Genomic DNA, 19,206 nt, shown 5'->3' on the forward strand with positions numbered 1-19,206 from the left:
AGAGACGTGATTCAGCAAGAATGGCTGGGATCGTAGACCAAGTAATGATTGGTGGTTCGATAGGTCCTCCATCTATTGTTTTACCCTTTAGGCTCATTTCAATGCAGTCGACCTGCACTTTATAGTTACTTAGGGAGACACTCTTTTAATAAAATAATCATTAGTGTTCAAATGAATGATTTGATCGGATTATAGTTTTTCTTCTCCAATAAAATGAATACATTAGCGCGTATTTGTATGAAAAGTCTGCGCAAACTAACGTTTTTATTATCTAGATAATTAGAATTGATCTTTTTGCTCGTTTGTCACCAAAGTTTGTCAATTCTTAGATGTCTAATTAATCCTGATGTCTTACGTATTTATCGTGTCGATTTTTGCAAACTTAGTTTATTGGCATATGCTAAAAATGTTATTGGCATATGCCAGTTTAAGGCGTAATTTGACCCTGTGTTTTCGAGGGATAATGATGGCAAGACCAAAGATAGAAAGACGAATATGCGGACGTGCTGCACACCATTGTTTCAAACCTAATGGCGTGCCATTTCATCAGTTGGAGCAAGTCGCCATATTACCAGAAGAGCTAGAAGCACTGCGTTTGGCCGATTTAGAGGGGCTTAGCCAGCAGCAAGCTGCTGATCAGATGGGCGTCTCTAGACAAACTTTTGGTAACACAGTAAAAAGTGCAAGATTGAAAGTCGCAAAAAGTTTAGTTGAAGGTCATGCATTAGTTTTTCCGGATGAGGAGTCAAACTTATGATTTATGCTATTCCTAATGATGGTGAGCGGGTGGCAAACCACTTTGTTAAAGCACCATATATTGCTATTTATTCTGATACTAACGGCATGCTAAAAAACTTAGCGAACATTGCTTCGATGCCACAAGCAGGTTGCAATGCGAAGTCTCAGTTAATTCAGTCTCTGCAAGAGTACAATGTGGATGCTGTACTTGTACGAAATATCGGTGAACGCGCACTAGCCAAATTACTTCGTAGTGGCACGCAAGTATTCAGGCTTTCTACCCGTAGCTCATTGGAAGATGTACTTGCGGTTCCAAGAGAGCCTCTCATTGAGCCGTCTCAAGGTCGTCCCTCAAACAATCATAAGAAAAATGCTCACAAGCCAAAAGGCGGTTGCGGTTCCTGTGGTTGTGGTGGCAAAAAATCCAAACCCTCCTTGCTGGCAAGACCGAAAGCACCAACAGGGCTACTTAAAGTGACATCTCGCCCTGCTATACTTAGGCTAAAGACGATGGCTAATAAGGCTGGTTAATATGGTTTGGTTATTTACCTTTCTTGGTTTTCTCGCAATCATTTTGTTGATGTCGCTTGGCGTCATTTTCCACAACAAGCGTATTCAAGGGAGTTGTGGCGGATTGAATAATGTCGGTGTTGATAAGGTGTGCAATTGTGAAACCTCTTGTGCAGAGCCTGAAAGACGTTTGTATCAAATATCCGAACCTAATTCGTCATCTGAGCGCTAAGATCTTTTGCCCATTTCGGTAAGGTTTGTTTAAACCAGTCAATGTATTTACTGGTCTGAGTGTTCTGTCTCGAGACCAGTATATTCACCACTTCTACCACCATCCACGTTTTAGCTATTGCAATCGTTCTTGCTAAATTACTCGCATCGCTTTGCTTTGCCGTCTTGGTATAGGTATGCGCCACACCAAGATAATCTTCGAATGTGCCCATGCCTTTGACTAGTGGCGCTAAGTCTATCGCGATATGCCCTGTCGAAAAACGTTCCCAGTCGAACAGCACCAAATCGCCATTATCTCGTTGCCCCCAGTTCCCGGCATTGGTGTCTCCAGAGATCAAATTTTTGGCGTTGAAAAGCGGGCCGGATTGCTCTTGTAGCTGATAAAAGAACCGCTCTGTTTTTGCGTCTAGTTTGAGCGTGCTTAAAGCTTGGGAAGTGGCTGGTTGTGTCCACTGATGAGGATGATAAACACCATTTGATGTCGGAGATAGTCTATGTATTTTAGCTAGTTGTTCTATCACGCGCGGCTCTTCAAGCAGGAATTCTTGATTGACAGAGTGCGGGATATACTCGATTCGTAACGTATTTTGTTGGTGATCGTAATCAATGAGCTCAGGTACAAGAATGCCAAGTTCATTGAATGGTTTAGCCTGGTGTTGATAAAAAGCGACCTCAACCTGTTCTACCTGCTGCTTTTCAATGAATGAAATGCCGTGTTTTTCTACCAGATAAACTTTGGCACTGCCCATCTGGTTAAGCTCTTGCTTTGACATAAGACATCCTGTCTTTTGATGGTGGAACCTTCACTTACCTTAAACGCGAAAGGTGTGTGATCCAAGAATACTTAAAGAGAACATTGAAACAAAATAATGCAATGGTTTGAGTATAAAATTGTCGCTAGTGTCTAAATTTTACACAGTGGCTTTTACGCATCGTTAACCACGTTCTACGCTTAATATTCGATTTAAACAAGGAGAACCAATATGGCTGTAATAAAGCAGGATATTCCAAATCGTGTAACGGTTTATCATGACAATGTCGATCAAGAACAAGAGCTGAAAAATGCGATGCTGCCAGAGAAACCGCGCTACTTTAACGGTGCTCCGACTTACAAAGCGAACAGCATCGAAGAGTTTGAAAATAAAATCAGTCAGATCGGTTTGTCTCTCGATAAATAATTTTTCTTTTACCTAAAAGCGCCCTCAAAATGAGGGCGCTTTTTTATTTATATGATTGATTTGAATCGTAAGGAATTAACCTTGTTGTGTACTGCCTTGGCAGACTTGTTTCTGCACTGCTGGTGGCGCGGGCTCGTAATGGCTTAAGGTCATACTAAAGCTGCCTTCACCACCAGTGATGGAGCGTAATCGACGAGCGTAATCTTGCAGCTCATTTACTGGTGACTTGGCTCTGAGTAAGGTGAAGCTGCTGTCGATTGGCTCGGTGCCTTCGATCAAGCCTCGGTTTCCAGATAAATCACCAGAAACATCGCCAACGTTCGCGGTTGGGATGTGCAGTTCCATCTGGACAATGGGTTCTAGCACAATAGGATCGGCGTTGTTAATCGCATCTAAAAAGGCTTTCTTACCTGCGATGACAAACGCAATTTCTTTCGAATCGACGGAGTGGTATTTACCGTCATAAACGGTGACTTCCACATCCTTGATTGGGTTGCCAGAAATCGCGCCTTCCTCTAACGCTTGCAAAATACCTTTTTCTACAGCAGGAATGAGCGCGGTTGGAATGGCGCCACCCACCACTTTGTTGATGAACTTAAATCCAGCGCCACGTTCGAGTGGACGAACCTTCAATTGCACTTCACCAAACTGGCCTGCACCGCCACTTTGTTTTTTGTGTCGATAATGCCCTTCGGCAGGTTTGGTGATGGTTTCAAAGTATTCGACGCTTGGTTGGCAGGTTTCGACGTCCAGCTTGTACACGTTCGCCATCTTTTCTAATGCGACTTTGAGGTGAAACTCCCCTTGGCCGCTGATGATGGTTTCGTTGGTGCGAGCGCGATGTTCGATGCGCAGCGAAGGATCTTCGCTGGCGATTTTATTCAGTACATCGCCTAATTTTTGCTCATCTCCACGCTTAAGAGGCTTCAAGCACAAAGAATACATGGAGTCAGGAAGGTCCAATGTCTTGAGTTGAACACCATCTTCTTCGTGAGAGTCATGAACGATTGAATCGAATTCGAGATCATCCACTTTGGCTAAAACGCAGAAGTCGCCGGCAAGCGCGCGAGGGATCTCGGTTCTATCTTTGCCCTGCAGTTGATATAAGTGCCCAACTTTAAATGCCTTGTTGCTTTCGCCAATATAAAGCTGGCTGCCCGCATTGATTTCACCCTGATACACACGTAAGTAGGCAAGTTTTCCCATATATGGGTCGACGCTGACTTTGTACACGTGTGCGACGGTGTGCTCTAAGGTTTCGCAATTTACTTTGATTTTTTTGCCGTTCTTTTCCAATAGAGGAGGGTTACCTTCGTTTGGCATGGGCATGATCTCCGCCAAGGTACGAAGCAGAAGCTCGACGCCCGCGCCGGTTTGTGCTGAGACAAAACAGACCGGAATAACATGTCCAGTTCTCAGTGCTTCTTCAAACGGATCATGCAGTTGCTCTGCGGTGAGTTCGGAACCTTGTTCCAGATACAGTTCCATCAGTTCTTCATCGACTTCGATAACTTGGTCAATCAAGGTCTCATGAGCTTCATCTACCGTTGCAAGTAAGGTTTCTCGTCCCAATTCTGGTTCGAAATAGCAGTCAACTACAGATTCCCCGTCAGCCGAAGGTAAGTTGATCGGCAAGCAGTGGTCACCAAAATGCTCAACGATATTCTCTATCAATCTCTCTAACTGATGACCGTGGTTATCGAGCTTATTGATGATGATCATCTGACATTTTTGCTGCTCTTTAGCAAAGGTGAATAAGCGATCGGAAGTTTGGTTTAGTGGGGTTTGAGGGTCGATGACAAGGGCGGATGTTTCAACGGCGGGAAAAACGCTGATCGTACGGCCAAGTAACTCGTTTTGTCCCGGAGTGTCGATGATATTGAGCCGATGTTTATTCCAGCGCAGTGCGACTGGCGTTGCTTCAATGCTGTGTTGATATTGGATGGATTGAGGGTCAAAGTCGGTAACGGTATCGCCTTTTTCTACGCTGCCTAAATGGTGAGTGGCATCGCAGGTGAAGAGCAGTTTTTCTATCAGCGTGGTTTTACCGGTCCCGGCTTGGCCGACGAAAGCGATATTGCGTATTTTGTTTATAGGCATAGAGCCTCCTTGCAAGATGGCGTGAAAAACCTACGAATTGCTAGGAAGTGGGTTGTTAGAGAAACCCACGCACTGCATTGGAGTAGGGCGGGATTACCGCCTATTCGTCTTCCATGTCATTTTCCGGATGACTCGATGCATAAGACCACCTTCTTGGACTACTGTAATCTTAGCATGCCGTAATAACCGTATAATTTATGTGACTTATTTCATGATGGGGCTGATTGTTTTTTAATCGAGATCATAAACTCAGAGGTTCTGACTTTTCGATCAAAACCTCTGGATTGTTTAGGCTATTTGGAAAGAACGATTTCGCCGTCGCGATAAACTAAGCTCGGCGTTACATCTTGTCCGAGCAACACCGGGCCATCAAGATCGACAACGCTCGCCTGAGCAGCAATGGGTAACGCAGCACGCATCGCCAGCGACGTCCCCAACATACAACCGGACATGAGGCTAAAACCGAGTTTTTTTGCATCGTCGGCCAGCAATAATGCTTCACTGAGCCCGCCCGTTTTATCTAGCTTAATGTTCACCATTTCATATTTGCCAAGCAGTTGATGCAATTGCTCTCTGGTGTGACAACTTTCATCGGCGCAAAGTGGAATGGGGTGCGGAATGCTAGCGAGTACGTCGTCGCAGTCTTGTGGCAACGGTTGCTCGATCATGGTGATATTAAACGGTTCGAGTTGAGCAAATACCGTAGCGAGGTCGAGGTTTTGCCATGCTTCATTCGCATCTAAGACAATTTGTGCGTGCGGCGCGGCGTCACGTACTGCTGCAACGCGCTCAATCACGTGTTCACCATCCAGTTTTACCTTAAGCAGTTTTGCGCCTTGGCTAAGGTAAGCTTGCGCCTGTTTTGCCATCGCTTGCGGCGTGTCGATAGAAACCGTCATCGCCGTCACAATCGCCTCGGGTAACGTAAAGAGGTCGTGAACCTGTTGCTTGTGGCTCAAAAGCGCGTGAAGATGCCAAAGGGCGCAATCCAATGCATTTCTTGCCGCCCCTGCGGGCAATAACGATTGAAGCTGGCTTTTGAGAGCCATCGCATCAGCTTCGCCTTTGGCGTACAAACTTTTCAGTTCATGCGCGGCGTGAGAAATCGCCTTAATTACCGAGTCAACCGATTCACCATAACGAGGGTATGGCGTGCATTCTCCTTGGGCGATCATGCCTCGATGTTCAATTGTCACGCGGACTACGTGGCACTCTGTCCGACTGCCGCGAGAGATGCGAAATGGTGTCGCCATAGCAATCGTGACGGGTTCTACATGAATTTTCATCTCACTAGTTTTCCCTAAACCGCAGTTATTTTCTAAACCGTAAATGTTTCTTAAATCGTAAGGAGCCTATCTGCAACCGCATCTACGCCAAAACGCACAGGGTCGGTGACGGGCACCCGATATTTGTCGCTCCAATCCTGGCATAGCTGGGCTGCATCTTCTTCGCTGATCGCCGAAGTGTTTAAGCAAATACCCACTAATTGAGCTTTTGCATTTGTGAGGCGAGCAGCGGCCAGATTCGCTTCTATCGTTTGTTCAATGGTTGGCAAGCTCGCATGTGGTAAGTTGCGGATGTGCGGGCGACCAATCTCATGGCACAGTACCAGAGCGTCCGCTTGTGCGCCGTGAAGTAAGCCCAAACTTACGCCAGCAAACGAAGGGTTAAATAACGAACCTTGCCCTTCGATGATGTCCCAATCGTGGTCGGTGAAGTCGGGGCTGATCGCTTCTACTGCGCCGGAGATAAAATCGGCAACTACGGCATCAATTGAAATGCCACTGCCTGCGATGAGAATTCCGGTTTGACCCGTTGCTTTGAACTCTGCGCGACAGTTTTTACGCTTTAATGCATGCTCAATGGCAAGGGCAGAGTACATTTTGCCAACGGAGCAATCTGTCCCTACAGTAAGTACTCGCTTGCCTGCGCGAGCTTTGCCATTGCCGACCTTGAGCGGGGCATCATAATGGCGAACATCATACAGTTTGGTTAATCCGCGTTGTTCTAGATCGGCAAGAGGAGCAAATTCCGCCAAACGTTGGTGCATGCCCGATGCAATTTCAAATCCCATTTCTGCCGCTTCAAGTAAGGTAGCTTGCCAAGCTTCAGGAATGACGCCTCCTGGATTTGCAGTGCCAAGCACCAGCGTTTTTGCTCCTTGCTGCTGCGCTTGTTGTAGTGTCATGTCGGTTAAACCAAGCGATACGGTTTCTGGCGTCAGGCGGATTTGGCCAAGACAAATCTCAGGTCGCCATTGATATATGCCACGCGCGGTTTTTGCTGCGAGTGGATCGGTTACATCGCCAAGAAAGAGTAGGTAAGGTTGAGCAATTTGCATGATGGTTCCCTTCGTCATCGTTATTGCTCATTAATGTAGCCAGACTGATTTAGGAAACCGAATGCTTATTTGTTAGGCAGGTATAACTTCAGGTTATACCTTTAAACCATCTGTTGTTTTAGGGCGGTGATAAATTGCTTTGTCGCAATGGATTGAGGTGTGTGCTCTGCGAATAAAATAGAGACAGAGAAGGACATATTTGGCTCCAAAGCATGCACGGAAACGGCATTATCTTGGCGATATTGTTTTGCAGTCCAAGGGTCTACAATCGCGAATCCTGCTTCGTTTTTCACCAGTTCAGCCGCCGCGGAGTAGCTGCGGACGGTAATGGCATGTTGATAATGCTCGTCACGCGCCGATAAGGTTTGATGCAGCAATAGACCCAAAGGGTCCCGGCTATCTAAACCGATAATGGGTAAATCGTCACTGATGAGTTCTTCTAAAATGACGGTTTTTTCTGTGGGTATCGCTGCGCTTTTAGGAGCGATCAGTGCCAAGTTTTCTTTCAATAACATGTGCCCCATGATCGCGGGTGGCGTTTCTTCACCGAACGCAATGGCGACATCCAGTTCATGTTTCAGTAAGCCTGAGCACAGCTCATCGCGATTGGCCGTTAAGAGCTCAAAGGAGATGCCGTGTTCTTTCGACAACAACGCGACAGTCGGCGCTAACAAGTGTGCGGCCAAAACAGGCGGAGCACCAACTCGTAAATGTTGAGTTCCCTGTTTGACTTTGTTGGTCAGAGAGCGAAATTGTCCGAGTTGTTGATAGACCTTTTCTGCCTCTGGCAATAAGGCTTTGGCTTCTTGAGTGGGAACGAGACGCCCCTTTACACGCTCAAATAAAGCGAAGCTCAGTTGTTGTTCTGTATGGGCGAGAACTCGAGTGACATTGGGCTGGGAAACGTGCAGTAAGCGAGCAGCACCTGACACCGTTCCTGCTTGCATAATGGCGTAAAAGACTTCCAATTGTCTTAAGTTCACTGCGAATTCCTTCTGCTCATGTTGGTCGCCTCAGAATACCCAACCTTGCTGATGAGCGATAGAGGAAAAAAGTACTGGTGTAGAAAATTAGGAAGACGATGTTGGTTATCTTCTTATCTCACCTTTTCAATTTCTCAACTTCTCAATTTCTCAACTTCTCAATTTCTATGCTTCACTTTGCCGCTGCATGAAGGGGCTGGTCGTTAAACGGCTCGACGTCTCGGCTGAGTAATCCCATCAATACCACTGCTAACACCATGACAACAGCTGCGATTGCAAAACCGTATTGTGTTAGTTCGTAATGACTCAACATCGCGATTAATACATAACTGAGAGATTGAATGGTGGTGGAAAACATGCTGATGCCGCCATCAACACGACCACGTTGATGAACCGCTACGGTGTGATGCATCCAGTTGACTCTCGCAATGCGATTTAGCGCGTTAAACACACCAAACAGAGCCGTAAACAACAAGATTATGAGAGGACTCATTGCAAAACTCATCCCGATAAACGCAAGAGATACCATGACCATCGAAGCAAACATAATGTGGCTATGGGAGGCTCGGCTTAGCACTTTGGTGACAATAAAGCCGGTTAGCAACGAGCCGAGGCCAAAACTGATGTTGAACCCTGCAAACCAATCGCCAGAGATGCCTTGTTCAGAAAACCAAATCGGCACCAATTTGCTCAAATACGTCAATGCAGGATAAGAGAGACAAGAGAGCAGAATAAAGCCATAAAAGCGGGGTTCGAGACGGAATATTTGTTTGCTCTCTTTGAGTTGTGCGATGAAAGCAACAGATTTTGATGCCCTTAATTGTTGGGTATACGGCGTCAGAATATAAAACATCGCCGCCAAAGCGGATGCGCTGGCTGCAAACAAAGCAAACTCTTTCATTCCCCACATTTCAAGCAAAACAATACCCAACGCACCAGCTCCTAGGGTCGTGGATTGCATTACGATTTCTTGCTGCCCCGAAATTTTTGCGTATTCGTGATGCTGATAATTTTCTTGAGTGAAGGCGTTGTTGGTCGTCCATGCAAAGTTACTCGAAACCCAATACACCAATTGCGCAAAAGCCAGCAGCCAGTGGGACTCAAACCCTAACCAATAAGCAATGAACACCACCAAAGCCATTCCCGATTGAATCCATTGATTGAGTACGAGGAGTGCTTTGCGTGAGTGTCGGTCAACTAAAGTGGAAAAGAAAGGCGTTGCCAGAAAAGAAATCGCGGTGCAGCTCAGAGAAACTAAAGCGACGAATGTGCCCATTTTGGGCTCGGAAAGCATGACCCATGGCAGTGCCATCATGAACAAGCCAGATGAGATACTGTCAAAGAAGCGGCCAGCTAAGTACGGCTGAGTTTTATTTTTCATTATGTTTGCCTCAAGTTCCCTTTGGATTTCAAAACGTTGACTTATAACGGTGCTGTGTTTGTCGACCAACTTGTTCATTCCGAACGCATTATTTCGAGACCATCTGGGTTTAGCGTTAATTAAGATGGTGCAACTTTAAAACCTCAAGTAAACTTGAGGTAAAGCATTTTTTTAACAAAATTGATACACAGGGAGTCAAGGATGGAAATCAGCGTAGGAGAAGTGGCAAAACGTTCTGGAGCGAAAGTATCTGCCCTACATTTTTACGAGCAAAAAGGACTGATTTCGAGCTGGAGAAATCAAGGTAATCAGCGCCGCTACCACCGCAGCGTTTTGCGCCGTGTTGCGGTGATTAAAGCGGCGCAGCAAGTGGGGTTGTCGTTAGAAGAGATCAAACATGCGCTAGATGAGCTGCCGAAACATCAAGCGCCAAACAAACAGCAATGGGAAGTCATGGCGAGCCATTGGCATGAACAGTTGGAGCAAAAAATTCAAAAGCTCAAAGCCCTGCAAAACGATTTGGGCGGATGCATTGGCTGCGGGTGTTTGTCGTTAGAAACCTGCGCACTGCGAAACCCAGAAGATGTGTTAGGCAAAGACCACTCGGGTTCTAACTTAACGTTAGAAGAGTAGGTGTTATTCCTATTCTTTGTCGAAACTGTCCACCACAATCGCACCCATTGACGCCGGCATTGTGATGACGATGACCCGTTTTATCGCAACCAAAGGCTCATTCATGAGTGGCAGCTTATCAAGACAGAAAAGAACTAACGCCACCACAACGGCCGCAATGAGGTACGCGATAACCACACGAAAAATAAAAATGGATACGCGATTTTTTATGTGGCTTTGGAACACGCTTTGATAGGCGAAAAAACTGAGGAAAATGACAGAAAGGCTTAACAGCATGAGCAGGTTTGCCATTGGCAAGCTTTCACCCAGTCGCCACGCCTCTTCAGAAAAAGAGATGGGGACGGCGAGGGCAAAAGCGCCAACCAACACTTGGCTGGCGTCTTCTAAGTTAAAGTGACTACTCATGCTGCTCATTCCATTATTCGTTTGCTAGGTGTAAGAGCTTTTCAAAGCGCTCGTTACCATGCAGCAATTCGAGGTCTCGCTCTTCGGCAAGCAAGTCACGAATAGATGGGCTGTATTCAATAGCGCGTTCCAAGTCTTCAATGGCTTGCTCTTCAATGCCAAGACGAGAGTATGCACAAGCGCGTTGATACAGTGCAGGGCCATTGGTGTAATCGACTTCAAGTACGCGGTTACAGATGCTTAGTGCCCAGTGGTATTCGTTGATTTCCATCGCGGCGTCTGCTTTGTAAGTCAACGCTTCTAAATCACCTGGGCGAATCAGCAAGATCTCATCATAGATTTCAATACGTTGCTCTGGTGTTTGTGAGCTTTGCGCACGCAACCATAAGTTATGGATCTCGTTGATTTTCTCAATTTCTTTATTGTTTTCACTGATAATGCGAGTTTTGCGTTTTAAATCTCGCTCAAGGGCGACAAATTTCTTCTCGTATTCTTGGGCGATCTTTTCTAATCGTTTATCCGCCATCTCTTTGGTGTTGTGTTTAAACTCACGCAGAGATTGCCAGCCTACAAAGGCGATCAGCGATGCGACACCTGCGATGATGTAGAAGAAGTAGGTTACGGTCACGTTGGCATAGTTCAACGATTTATCCGCAACCGTCAGCTCGCGGTCGGTGATCTCTGTGATCATTCGTTTTTCTAGGCTCTGATAGTCCTGACGCAGTGCTTTTAGCTCATCTAAAATATAGCGTTCCATTAATGGTCTATCTAACAGATCCGATTCTGAATACTTTTCGTCCGATGCCATCGTCGGCAAGGCAAGTATCAGCGAGAAAAAAATACCAATAAATAAGCGCATAAAACGTCCTTTCACGAGAAGAGTACAGATAGACCATGCAACAATAGCAAATAGCACAAACGTTTAGCAAAGTTATTACAAAAGAAATAATTGTCGTCTACGTAAAAGTCATATTCTTGTTGTTTTTCAGTTTGTTCCTGGTGGTTATTTGCCGTGATATCTTTTATCCTCCTTGCGAATTTATGATTAATGGAGTGAGCATGGACGCGCGAGCTAAGGATTACTTAGAGCAGTATCTAAAATTATTATCACCAGAACAAAGAGCAGCCGTACCATCAGTTAGTGCTGACTATTATTGTGCCGATGAATACAACGCGAATTTATGCGCAGACTTGGTTCGTATTGGACAGAAAACTGCATCGTGCAGTTTGGAGCTTTGGTATCGAGAGCATGGCGAAACCATGCCACAAGTCGGCCATTTACAAGTCGTCACGAATTGGAACGGTGACCCCGTTTGTGTGATACGAATTACTGATGTCAGCACATGCAAATATGAGGATGTAACCGCAGAGTTTGCCTACGCAGAAGGCGAAGGTGATAGAACCTTAAACTGGTGGCGTGACGCGCATACTGCATTTTTTAAAGCTGAATGCGATGAGTTGAACATAGATTGGCATGAGAAACGTATGCTAGTTTTGGAGCGTTTTGAAGTGGTTTATCCAGTCAATTAATCGCTGATAGCAGCACTGATTTGAAGTGCTGCTTTCTTGAGAGACCGCTTTTAGCGCTTGCGAGCGGTTACACTAAACATGTGCCAGTGTTTTGGGCTTCCGACTACCGTGGTTCCGTCTTCATCTCTTTCATTCAATGAAATGAGTTCGTAATCCGCGAATAAACTTTCCACTTCCTTTTTCGTTAATGCGGTAATGTTCGGATGCATTTCTGATGCAACCCAGGAGTCTTTTACTCCTAAGAAATCACCGCAAAAGATACCGCCAGGTTGTAAGGCACTGTCTATTTTGGTCCAAACTTGCTCAAAGCCTTCGTCCGGGCAAAAGAACAAACTGGCATTCGCGATAACCAGGCTGCATTGAGGGTAGTCAAACTCAGTAAAACAGCACTGTGAAATTGAGAAACGCTTCTGGCCTTCAAAGCGTGTTAAACAAGTTTTTACTGCATCTTCATGGCTATCAAATGCGTGAACGTTAAACCCCTGTTCGAGGAGGAAATGACTGTCTCGACCTATTCCGCAGCCAATATCAAGAGCGACTTTGCTCTCGAGTTTCAATAGGTTTACGGCATTTTCTACGTTTGGGCGGTGAGGTTGGTTTAAAATTTTCTGATAGTACTCGTTCCATTGTGCAGACATTGAACTTCCTTGTATTTATTGTGTTTCCCCAAATCTAGTGTCCATTCTTGTCTTGCTTTATCGGGGAGGTTTTGAAACATTGGCAATTGTTATAGCTGATCTTCAATTGGCAATATGCCGGAGAACCAAGCGCCCATTTTTCGCCATACTCCGGCCTCTGGTTCAGAATCATATTCTTTGCCTGTTTTTATGTCGGTCCAGACAATGTCTCCGTCGCGCAGAGTTAAGGCATAGGCGTTATTCGACAATTGATTCGGCAGTTGTTCTAGAAACATTTGCACATATTCTGGCTGTTCGATAACAACGGCCATTTCGGTATTCAAAGCGGCTGAACGTGGATCCCAGTTCATCGAGCCAACAAACAGAGTTTTGTCATCAATCGTCATTGCTTTTGCGTGTAAACTTGCTCTGCTGCTCCCCGTGAGGCTCCACTTGCTTTTGAGTTTCGCGCTTGCTTTTACTTCCCATAGCTTGACCCCAGCTTCGAGTAGGTCTGTTCGATATTTTGCGTACCAACCATGCACGGCAAACACGTCGTTAGAGGCGAGACTATTGGTCACAATCGTGATATCAACGCCTCGCTTGGCCGCGTTACTCAATGCTTGTGTGCCGACTTCGGTTGGGACGAAATAGGGGGAGATAAGAACAAATGAATGTTCAACACTTTTAACCAGCTCCGTTAAATTATCAATAAGTTGGCTCTCTCGGGTCGCAACTTTATCGGGTAAGTCAAACCATATTTTTGCTTCTCCCCAGTAGAGCTTGAGATTGCCTTGTTTGAGAGCTTGGTACATATCCAGTTTAGTGAAGTCATAACGGCCGGTTGAGAACTTTTCCTCTAGCTGGAGTTTGTCGACCTGCTTTTGAATCGCCAGGTCGGTAATTTGCTGTGAGTCCGGTGTTATCCATTCCATTGGTATCGCATAGGCGCTATTCCAGTAGAGGTCGAACTGATCTGCAGTTTGTTGTACCGCCTCACCATAGAGCAGTAGATCAAAATCACCAAATTCGACCTGTGATTCAAAAGAAAAGTACTCATTGCCGATATTCCTACCCCCGACAATGGCAGAAACACTGTCTGCAATCAGAGATTTATTGTGCATACGGCGATTAAGACGTTCAAAGTCACTGGCAAGTGCGAACCAGCGGGAGTCGCGATACTGATGCGGATTGAATAAGCGGATTTCGATATTAGGATGTGCATTGAGGGCAGCCATCACGTCATCGTTTCGCTTTTGCATATCGTCAAGCAACAGCCTTACTCGGACTCCACGCTTTGCAGCTTCATACAAGCGCCACGTTATTAGCTGACTCGTTTCGTCACCACGGTAAATATAGTATTGAAGATCAAGGCTTTTTTGTGCGGACTCGATTAGAGAGGTGCGAGCAAGAAGGGCATCGTGTCCTTGATTTAAAGGAGAAAAGCCAGTGATTGACTTTGGGTCTTTCCCGTAAGCTTCAAAGTACTGTGCAAGCACAGAGTCACCTTGATACCCAAGTTGGAAGCTAGTGGATTTTTCACTGGGATCGTTCAATGACACGGATGAACACGCCGATAAAATTGTGAATAAAGAAGGGAAGAGCAGCTTAGCGAGTGTATGTAACAAAGTACATTTCCTTGTCTTACAGAGTGTTACTTATCAGAAATTATAGACCTAAGTTGCCGCAGCGTGCATCCAACAAGGTTGGATAACGGGCTATTAATCAATGAATTGTCATGTTCTCGGGATTAAGTTCACCTTTTTGAACGCAGATAATCATTTATTTTAATTATGATTGTGTCTGAATTGGTCATAATCACTAATATCTGGTGATTATGACCAATAGCACACTGGTTAAAATCGTTGAGTAATAATAACTCTTTGAATTTTAATAAATAAATGCCTGGCACGTCCCTTGCTATTTAAAAGAAGAGTTAAGTCAGGGCAACTTGCGAAGTTAGTTAATTTTTTGTTAATTTTATTAACTTTGAATTGGCAATAACTCTGTAGTTAGCAACCGAAAAAGCAAGGTACGCGCTGCTTTGACGTCTATTCAAATGTAATTCCCTCACCATCATGCTTACAGGGAGTCAAAGATTTAATAAAAGCATGGTGATGAAAACAACAATAAAAAAGGATTTTCGATGTTAGCAAAACCCGTATTACGTTGGCTTTTACCTTTCGTTGTCGTTGGTGGATCTTATGCAGGATATGCCGCAATCGCTGCGACAGCTCCGGAAAAAGAGTCAACCAAAGATGCCATTACAGAGCCTACCGTTCAGGCCTCTTCTCTTTTTCCTACCGATCATAAAGTGGTGATAACCAGCCATGGTGAGTTAGTCCCTTTTGAAAAAACACATCTTTCCGCGCAAGTCAGTGGTGAAGTGATAAGTTGGCACCCTAATTTTGTAACGGGTGGGATCGTGAAACGAGGAGAAGTACTGTTCACGATTGAAAGTGACAACTACGAAGCGTCGGTTTTGCAAGCCGAGGCCAATTTAGCTAGCGCACGTGCGAGCTTGATTGAGGAGCAAGCCAAAGCGGAAGTGGCAAAACGCCAGGCTAAGAGACTGAGCGATAAGCAAGTGACAGACCTGTATTTACGTAAGCCTCACGTTTTGAGCGCGCAAGCGCAAGTGAAGTCGGCTCAAGCGGCACTCAAACGAGCAAAAAGAGATTTAGAAAATTGCAAAGTCGTTGCACCTTACGATGCGCTGGTTGTTGAGCGTGATATTGGTGTTGGTCAATTTGTCACATCTGGCTCTCGAGTTGCCACGCTAAACAACATTGAAGTGGCGGAGGTGCACGTACCAATCGCCGGTTTTGATAGTGCATTTTTACCCGAATCCATTGATGAGCTCACTGCGACAGTGACGCAGCAAGGTGTATTTTCTACCACTAGAGAAGGTCGAGTGGTTCGTGATTTAGGCATGATTGATAGCGCTACCCGAATGATTAACATGGTCATTCAAATCGCTGACCCATATGGTATTGATAATCAGCAGCCTCCAATTAAATTTGGCTCCTACGTTGAAGTGAGCTTCACAGGTAAGGAGCTAAAGCATATCTATCGCCTGCCACAGGAATTAGTCAAAAATCGCACGGTATGGGTAGTGAATGGTGAGAATCAACTTCAACCTCGGACGGTAACGGTCTTGAGAGCAGAAGGTGAGTTTTTACTCGTGGGGGAAGGCTTAGAGCAAAGTGATAAGTTGGTACTTACCTTGCCGGAGTACCCTCAAAAAGGCATGGCGGTACAAATCGCAAAAAAGAGTGACGACTCCGAAACCGTCGTACAGTAAGTAGGAGTTTGTCATGGAAGATAATAAACAAAAGGGCTTAATTGCCTATTTTGCGAATAACCCCGTCGCTGCCAACCTTTTGATGGTGTTCATCATCATCATGGGTGTGGTGAGTTTTCTCTTTATTCAAAGGCAGATGTTTCCGAATATTGAGGTTAACTACATTGATGTTCGTGCGACTTATCCTGGCGCTTCACCTCAAGAAATTGAAGAAAGCATTCTCGTTAAGGTTGAGGAATCGATTAAAGATGTCACCGGGATTAAAAAAACGGTCTCAACGGCCTCTAGAGGTAGCGCGTATGTCTCTATCGAGGTAGACGTTAATGCTGATATCAAGCGTGTCTTGGATGATGTAAATCAACGCATTGATACTTTATCCAACTTACCTGCCGGTATGGAACCGATCAATGTCTACCAAGTTGAGTGGCGCCAAGATGTAATCGAAATGGGGTTAGTTGGGGACCGACCGCTTGAAGAGCTCAAACCCATTGCTAAGCAAGTCGAGGATGAATTACTTCAACTCAAAAATGTCATGTTGGTGTATTTGAGTGCACCAGAGGAAGAGATAGCGATTGAAGTTGATCCACTCGTTCTTCGTAAATACGACTTGACGTTGAGCGATATCAGCAGCGCGATCAGTCGTTATTCTGCCAACTTTTCTGCGGGCGAAGTCAAAACAAACTCAGGGATGATCGCAGTAAGGATTGAAAATCAGTACTACCGTGGTGATGAGTTTAGGAATATTCCTGTAAAGCTTGGCGCAAATGGTGCGAAGGTTTTACTGCAAGATATCGCCACGATCAAAGATGGCTTTACGGAAGAAGAGCGCTACTTTGAGTACTCAGGGCAAAATGCGATCTACATGTCTGTTGAAGCGACTCGCGATCAGAACATTATCCCTGTTGCCGAGTCTGTTCGTAATTATATCGAAGCAAAAAATAAGACATTACCGCAGGACGTTAAGCTCAAAGTCTTAGTGGATACGACCTATTATTTAAATGGTCGTCTCGACATGATGTTGAAAAACTTGCTGCAAGGCGCAGCTCTAGTAGCGATTATGCTGACCATTTTTTTGCGCTTTCGCTTGGCAATGTGGGTAATGATTGGGCTGCCAGTGTGTTTTCTTGGCGCGGTGATGATGATGCCTGCATTAGGGATCACGGTAAACATCGTATCTCTTTTTGCCTTCATTATGGTGCTCGGTATTGTGGTCGATGACGCCATCGTGATGGGAGAGAGCGCCTACAGCGAAATTGAAGAAAAAGGCGGTGGCGTCGAAAATGTGGTTCGCGGTGTAAAACGTGTTGCCACGCCAGCTACTTTTGGCGTTTTAACCACAATTGCCGTGTTTGCCCCTTTCTTGTTGTCTAGCGGTATTGATAGTGCTTTCTTCTATGGTATCGCGGGTGTTGTGATTCTTTGTTTGATCTTTAGTTTGATTGAATCGAAGTTAATCCTTCCTGCTCACCTTGCACATACTCACTTTAAGCCAGTTAAACCTGGTGGCTGGCGTGACCGATTTAACCAACGTTTTTTTGGCTTTGTAAACGGTACGTATCGTAACTTTGTAACGACATGTACGCATTGGCGCTGGACCGTGTTTGCTGTGTTTTGCGGTTTACTGCTGATCAGTGCGGCTTTGGTCAACGCGAATTATGTTCGGGTGATCCCTAACCCTAAAGTGCCTACTGATTATCCTGCGATCACTATTGAAATGAACGATACCGTTTCAAGTGAGCAAACAATCAGCGCTCTTAAGACCATCGAACGTGTGATGCAAAAAATTGAATCAGAGACCATCGCAGAACATGGTCAAGGTATGATTCGTGATGTGCTTTCGTACAACCGAAGCCGTACCGAAGGCCGTGTTTTAGTGCCATTGGTTGATGAGGAATTACGCCCGTTCAATACATTTGAACTTGCTCGACGTTGGCGTGAAGCTATGCCAGTTATTCCTGGAATGAAGAGCATCAAAATCCGCGAGCAGAGCGCGGGTGGCGGTGACAGAGATGAGTTTGGTTACTTGCTGTTTGGTTCTAATATTAATGAATTGAACGAGGCTGGGCGTTACTTGATAGAGCGTTTACAGCAGGAAGAAGGGTTATACGATATTTCATCTTCTATTGATTCAGGAAGCAAAGAAGTACTCCTCTCTCTTGCGCCTGTAGCGTACGATCTCGGACTGGATCTCACCATGATCGCAGAGCAAGTGGGTGGCAGCTTCTACGGTGGTGAAGCACAGCGTCTTATTCGTGATGGTGAAGAAATCAAAGTTATGGTGCGTTACCCGCAACTGACACGTGAAGCATTTTCATCATTACGTTACGCTGTGATTACCACGCCAGCAGGTAAGAAGGTCATGCTGGGTGATGTGGTGAAGATCAACGAGCAGCCGGGCGTGAGTAGCATTCGACGTGAAGGCGGGTATCAAACCGTTTATGTCTATGGTTCGATAGACGAAGAATTGGTTGAACCTCAAGAAATCGTGAAGATCATCGACGACAATATCTTACCGGACATGAAGCAAGTCTTCCCGAGTGTGAAAACGGAATTGGGTGGTGATATTGAAGAGCAGGCAGCGCAGCGTAATGAACAGATTCTGTTCTTTATTGCAGGCATGATCATCGTCTACATCTTGTTAGCCGTACCGTTAAAAAGTTATACCCAACCTTTGATTGTAATGTCAGTCATTCCATTTAGTCTGACGGGGGCGATTTGGGGCCACTTCTGGCTAGGTTTGGATATCAGTATGATGTCGACATTTGGTTTGATCGCCGCTGCTGGCGTGGTTATCAACGACTCTCTGGTTATGACAGATTACGTAAACCAAGTGAGAGAAAAGGGTATGAACATCAAACAAGCGGTGGTTGAAGCGGGCTGTGCACGCTTTCGAGCGATCACGCTCACCTCAATAACGACGTTTGCGGGTGTATTGCCGATTATGTTTGAAACGAGCTTGCAGGCGCGTTTTGTCATACCAATGGCTGTCGCTTTGGGCTTTGCGGTGTTGTATGCAACGGTTCTGACTTTAGTGCTGGTGCCTTGTTTGTATTTAATGCTTGAAGATATTAAAAATATTTTCAGATCTATTAAGGGGTTTATTCATCGCTTTATCAATCGTTTCAGAAAGTCGCCAGTGACGTCGAGCGTTGAAGTAAATATATAGAGTTAACAAGCTTGATGTTAACGATTAGGAGCAGCCTTCGGGCTGCTTTTTTATTTCTGTATTTTGATTCAAAGCAGTTCTAGAGTGGG

The 19,206-nt window shown here is 45.3% G+C and carries 18 protein-coding genes; 8 read left to right on the forward strand and 10 right to left on the reverse strand.

The window, feature by feature from the left end; genetic code table 11:
• The first annotated feature begins 466 nt into the window (after positions 1–466).
• From ACWYVB_RS05625 to nqrM, 3 genes are read left to right on the forward strand one after another with little or no spacing between them, the layout of a single operon-like run.
• Positions 467–757, forward strand: a complete 291-nt coding sequence (locus ACWYVB_RS05625) for a DUF134 domain-containing protein (RefSeq protein ID WP_048625148.1) — start codon at positions 467–469, stop codon at positions 755–757.
• The gene (locus ACWYVB_RS05630) at positions 754–1,269 is read left to right on the forward strand and encodes a NifB/NifX family molybdenum-iron cluster-binding protein (RefSeq protein ID WP_457528312.1); all 516 of its coding nucleotides are present in this window, start codon (positions 754–756) and stop codon (positions 1,267–1,269) included. The genes ACWYVB_RS05625 and ACWYVB_RS05630 overlap by 4 nt, the downstream gene beginning before the upstream one ends.
• Position 1,270: 1 nt before the next feature.
• Positions 1,271–1,480: a (Na+)-NQR maturation NqrM gene (nqrM, locus tag ACWYVB_RS05635; protein WP_005392671.1), complete on the forward strand. Its 210-nt coding sequence runs from the start codon at positions 1,271–1,273 to the stop codon at positions 1,478–1,480.
• On the opposite strand, the gene ACWYVB_RS05640 is transcribed toward nqrM, so the two are convergent.
• Entirely contained in the window at positions 1,458–2,252 is a 795-nt protein-coding gene (locus ACWYVB_RS05640; protein WP_457528315.1) for a phosphotransferase, read from the reverse strand. The genes nqrM and ACWYVB_RS05640 overlap by 23 nt on opposite strands.
• A 210-nt stretch (positions 2,253–2,462) precedes the next feature.
• Between ACWYVB_RS05640 and ACWYVB_RS05645 the strand changes: the two genes are divergently transcribed.
• A complete protein-coding gene (locus ACWYVB_RS05645) occupies positions 2,463–2,657 on the forward strand; it encodes a hypothetical protein (RefSeq protein WP_005392673.1) in 195 nt (64 codons plus the stop codon).
• Positions 2,658–2,732: 75 nt separating this feature from the next.
• Here the strand turns inward: ACWYVB_RS05645 and fusA are convergent, their stop codons facing one another.
• The 5 genes from fusA to ACWYVB_RS05670 form a co-directional block, all read right to left on the reverse strand.
• Positions 2,733–4,757 carry an elongation factor G gene (fusA, locus tag ACWYVB_RS05650; RefSeq protein ID WP_258615090.1) on the reverse strand — a complete coding sequence of 675 codons (2,025 nt, stop codon included), beginning with the start codon at positions 4,755–4,757 and terminating at the stop codon, positions 2,733–2,735.
• Positions 4,758–5,050: 293 nt separating this feature from the next.
• Positions 5,051–6,043, reverse strand: coding sequence for an N-acetyl-D-Glu racemase DgcA (gene dgcA / locus ACWYVB_RS05655; protein ID WP_074189822.1), 993 nt, complete (start codon positions 6,041–6,043; stop codon positions 5,051–5,053).
• 50 nt (positions 6,044–6,093) lie between these two features.
• Positions 6,094–7,098, reverse strand: coding sequence for an N-acetyltransferase DgcN (gene dgcN / locus ACWYVB_RS05660; protein WP_074189823.1), 1,005 nt, complete (start codon positions 7,096–7,098; stop codon positions 6,094–6,096).
• A gap of 101 nt (positions 7,099–7,199) precedes the next feature.
• Positions 7,200–8,081, reverse strand: a complete 882-nt coding sequence (locus ACWYVB_RS05665) for a LysR family transcriptional regulator (RefSeq protein WP_074189824.1) — start codon at positions 8,079–8,081, stop codon at positions 7,200–7,202.
• A 172-nt stretch (positions 8,082–8,253) separates the two neighbouring features.
• Positions 8,254–9,462, reverse strand: a complete 1,209-nt coding sequence (locus ACWYVB_RS05670) for an MFS transporter (protein WP_074190012.1) — start codon at positions 9,460–9,462, stop codon at positions 8,254–8,256.
• Between the two features lie 201 nt (positions 9,463–9,663).
• Here ACWYVB_RS05670 and soxR point away from each other — a divergent pair, with 201 nt between their 5' ends.
• Entirely contained in the window at positions 9,664–10,095 is a 432-nt protein-coding gene (gene soxR / locus ACWYVB_RS05675; protein WP_258615096.1) for a redox-sensitive transcriptional activator SoxR, read from the forward strand.
• 9 nt (positions 10,096–10,104) lie between these two features.
• Here the strand turns inward: soxR and ACWYVB_RS05680 are convergent, their stop codons facing one another.
• Both ACWYVB_RS05680 and ACWYVB_RS05685 read right to left on the reverse strand, forming a co-directional pair.
• Entirely contained in the window at positions 10,105–10,500 is a 396-nt protein-coding gene (locus ACWYVB_RS05680; protein WP_005373896.1) for a DUF2391 family protein, read from the reverse strand.
• A gap of 13 nt (positions 10,501–10,513) precedes the next feature.
• Entirely contained in the window at positions 10,514–11,359 is an 846-nt protein-coding gene (locus tag ACWYVB_RS05685; protein WP_005392681.1) for a tetratricopeptide repeat protein, read from the reverse strand.
• A gap of 200 nt (positions 11,360–11,559) precedes the next feature.
• On the opposite strand from ACWYVB_RS05685, the gene ACWYVB_RS05690 reads away from it, so the two are divergent.
• Positions 11,560–12,030, forward strand: a complete 471-nt coding sequence (locus ACWYVB_RS05690) for an ASCH domain-containing protein (RefSeq protein ID WP_074189825.1) — start codon at positions 11,560–11,562, stop codon at positions 12,028–12,030.
• A 50-nt stretch (positions 12,031–12,080) separates the two neighbouring features.
• Here the strand turns inward: ACWYVB_RS05690 and ACWYVB_RS05695 are convergent, their stop codons facing one another.
• Both ACWYVB_RS05695 and ACWYVB_RS05700 read right to left on the reverse strand, forming a co-directional pair.
• Positions 12,081–12,668 (reverse strand): class I SAM-dependent methyltransferase, encoded by a 588-nt coding sequence (locus ACWYVB_RS05695; RefSeq protein WP_074189826.1) that lies wholly within the window; start codon positions 12,666–12,668, stop codon positions 12,081–12,083.
• An 89-nt stretch (positions 12,669–12,757) separates the two neighbouring features.
• Positions 12,758–14,275, reverse strand: a complete 1,518-nt coding sequence (locus ACWYVB_RS05700) for a phospholipase D family protein (RefSeq protein ID WP_457528320.1) — start codon at positions 14,273–14,275, stop codon at positions 12,758–12,760.
• 518 nt (positions 14,276–14,793) lie between these two features.
• Between ACWYVB_RS05700 and ACWYVB_RS05705 the strand changes: the two genes are divergently transcribed.
• Both ACWYVB_RS05705 and ACWYVB_RS05710 read left to right on the forward strand, forming a co-directional pair.
• Positions 14,794–15,951 carry an efflux RND transporter periplasmic adaptor subunit gene (locus ACWYVB_RS05705; protein ID WP_074189827.1) on the forward strand — a complete coding sequence of 386 codons (1,158 nt, stop codon included), beginning with the start codon at positions 14,794–14,796 and terminating at the stop codon, positions 15,949–15,951.
• Positions 15,952–15,964: 13 nt separating this feature from the next.
• Positions 15,965–19,117, forward strand: coding sequence for an efflux RND transporter permease subunit (locus ACWYVB_RS05710; RefSeq protein WP_258615103.1), 3,153 nt, complete (start codon positions 15,965–15,967; stop codon positions 19,115–19,117).
• Positions 19,118–19,206 lie beyond the last annotated feature (89 nt).

This window comes from Vibrio sp. JZG10 (genome assembly GCF_054064075.1).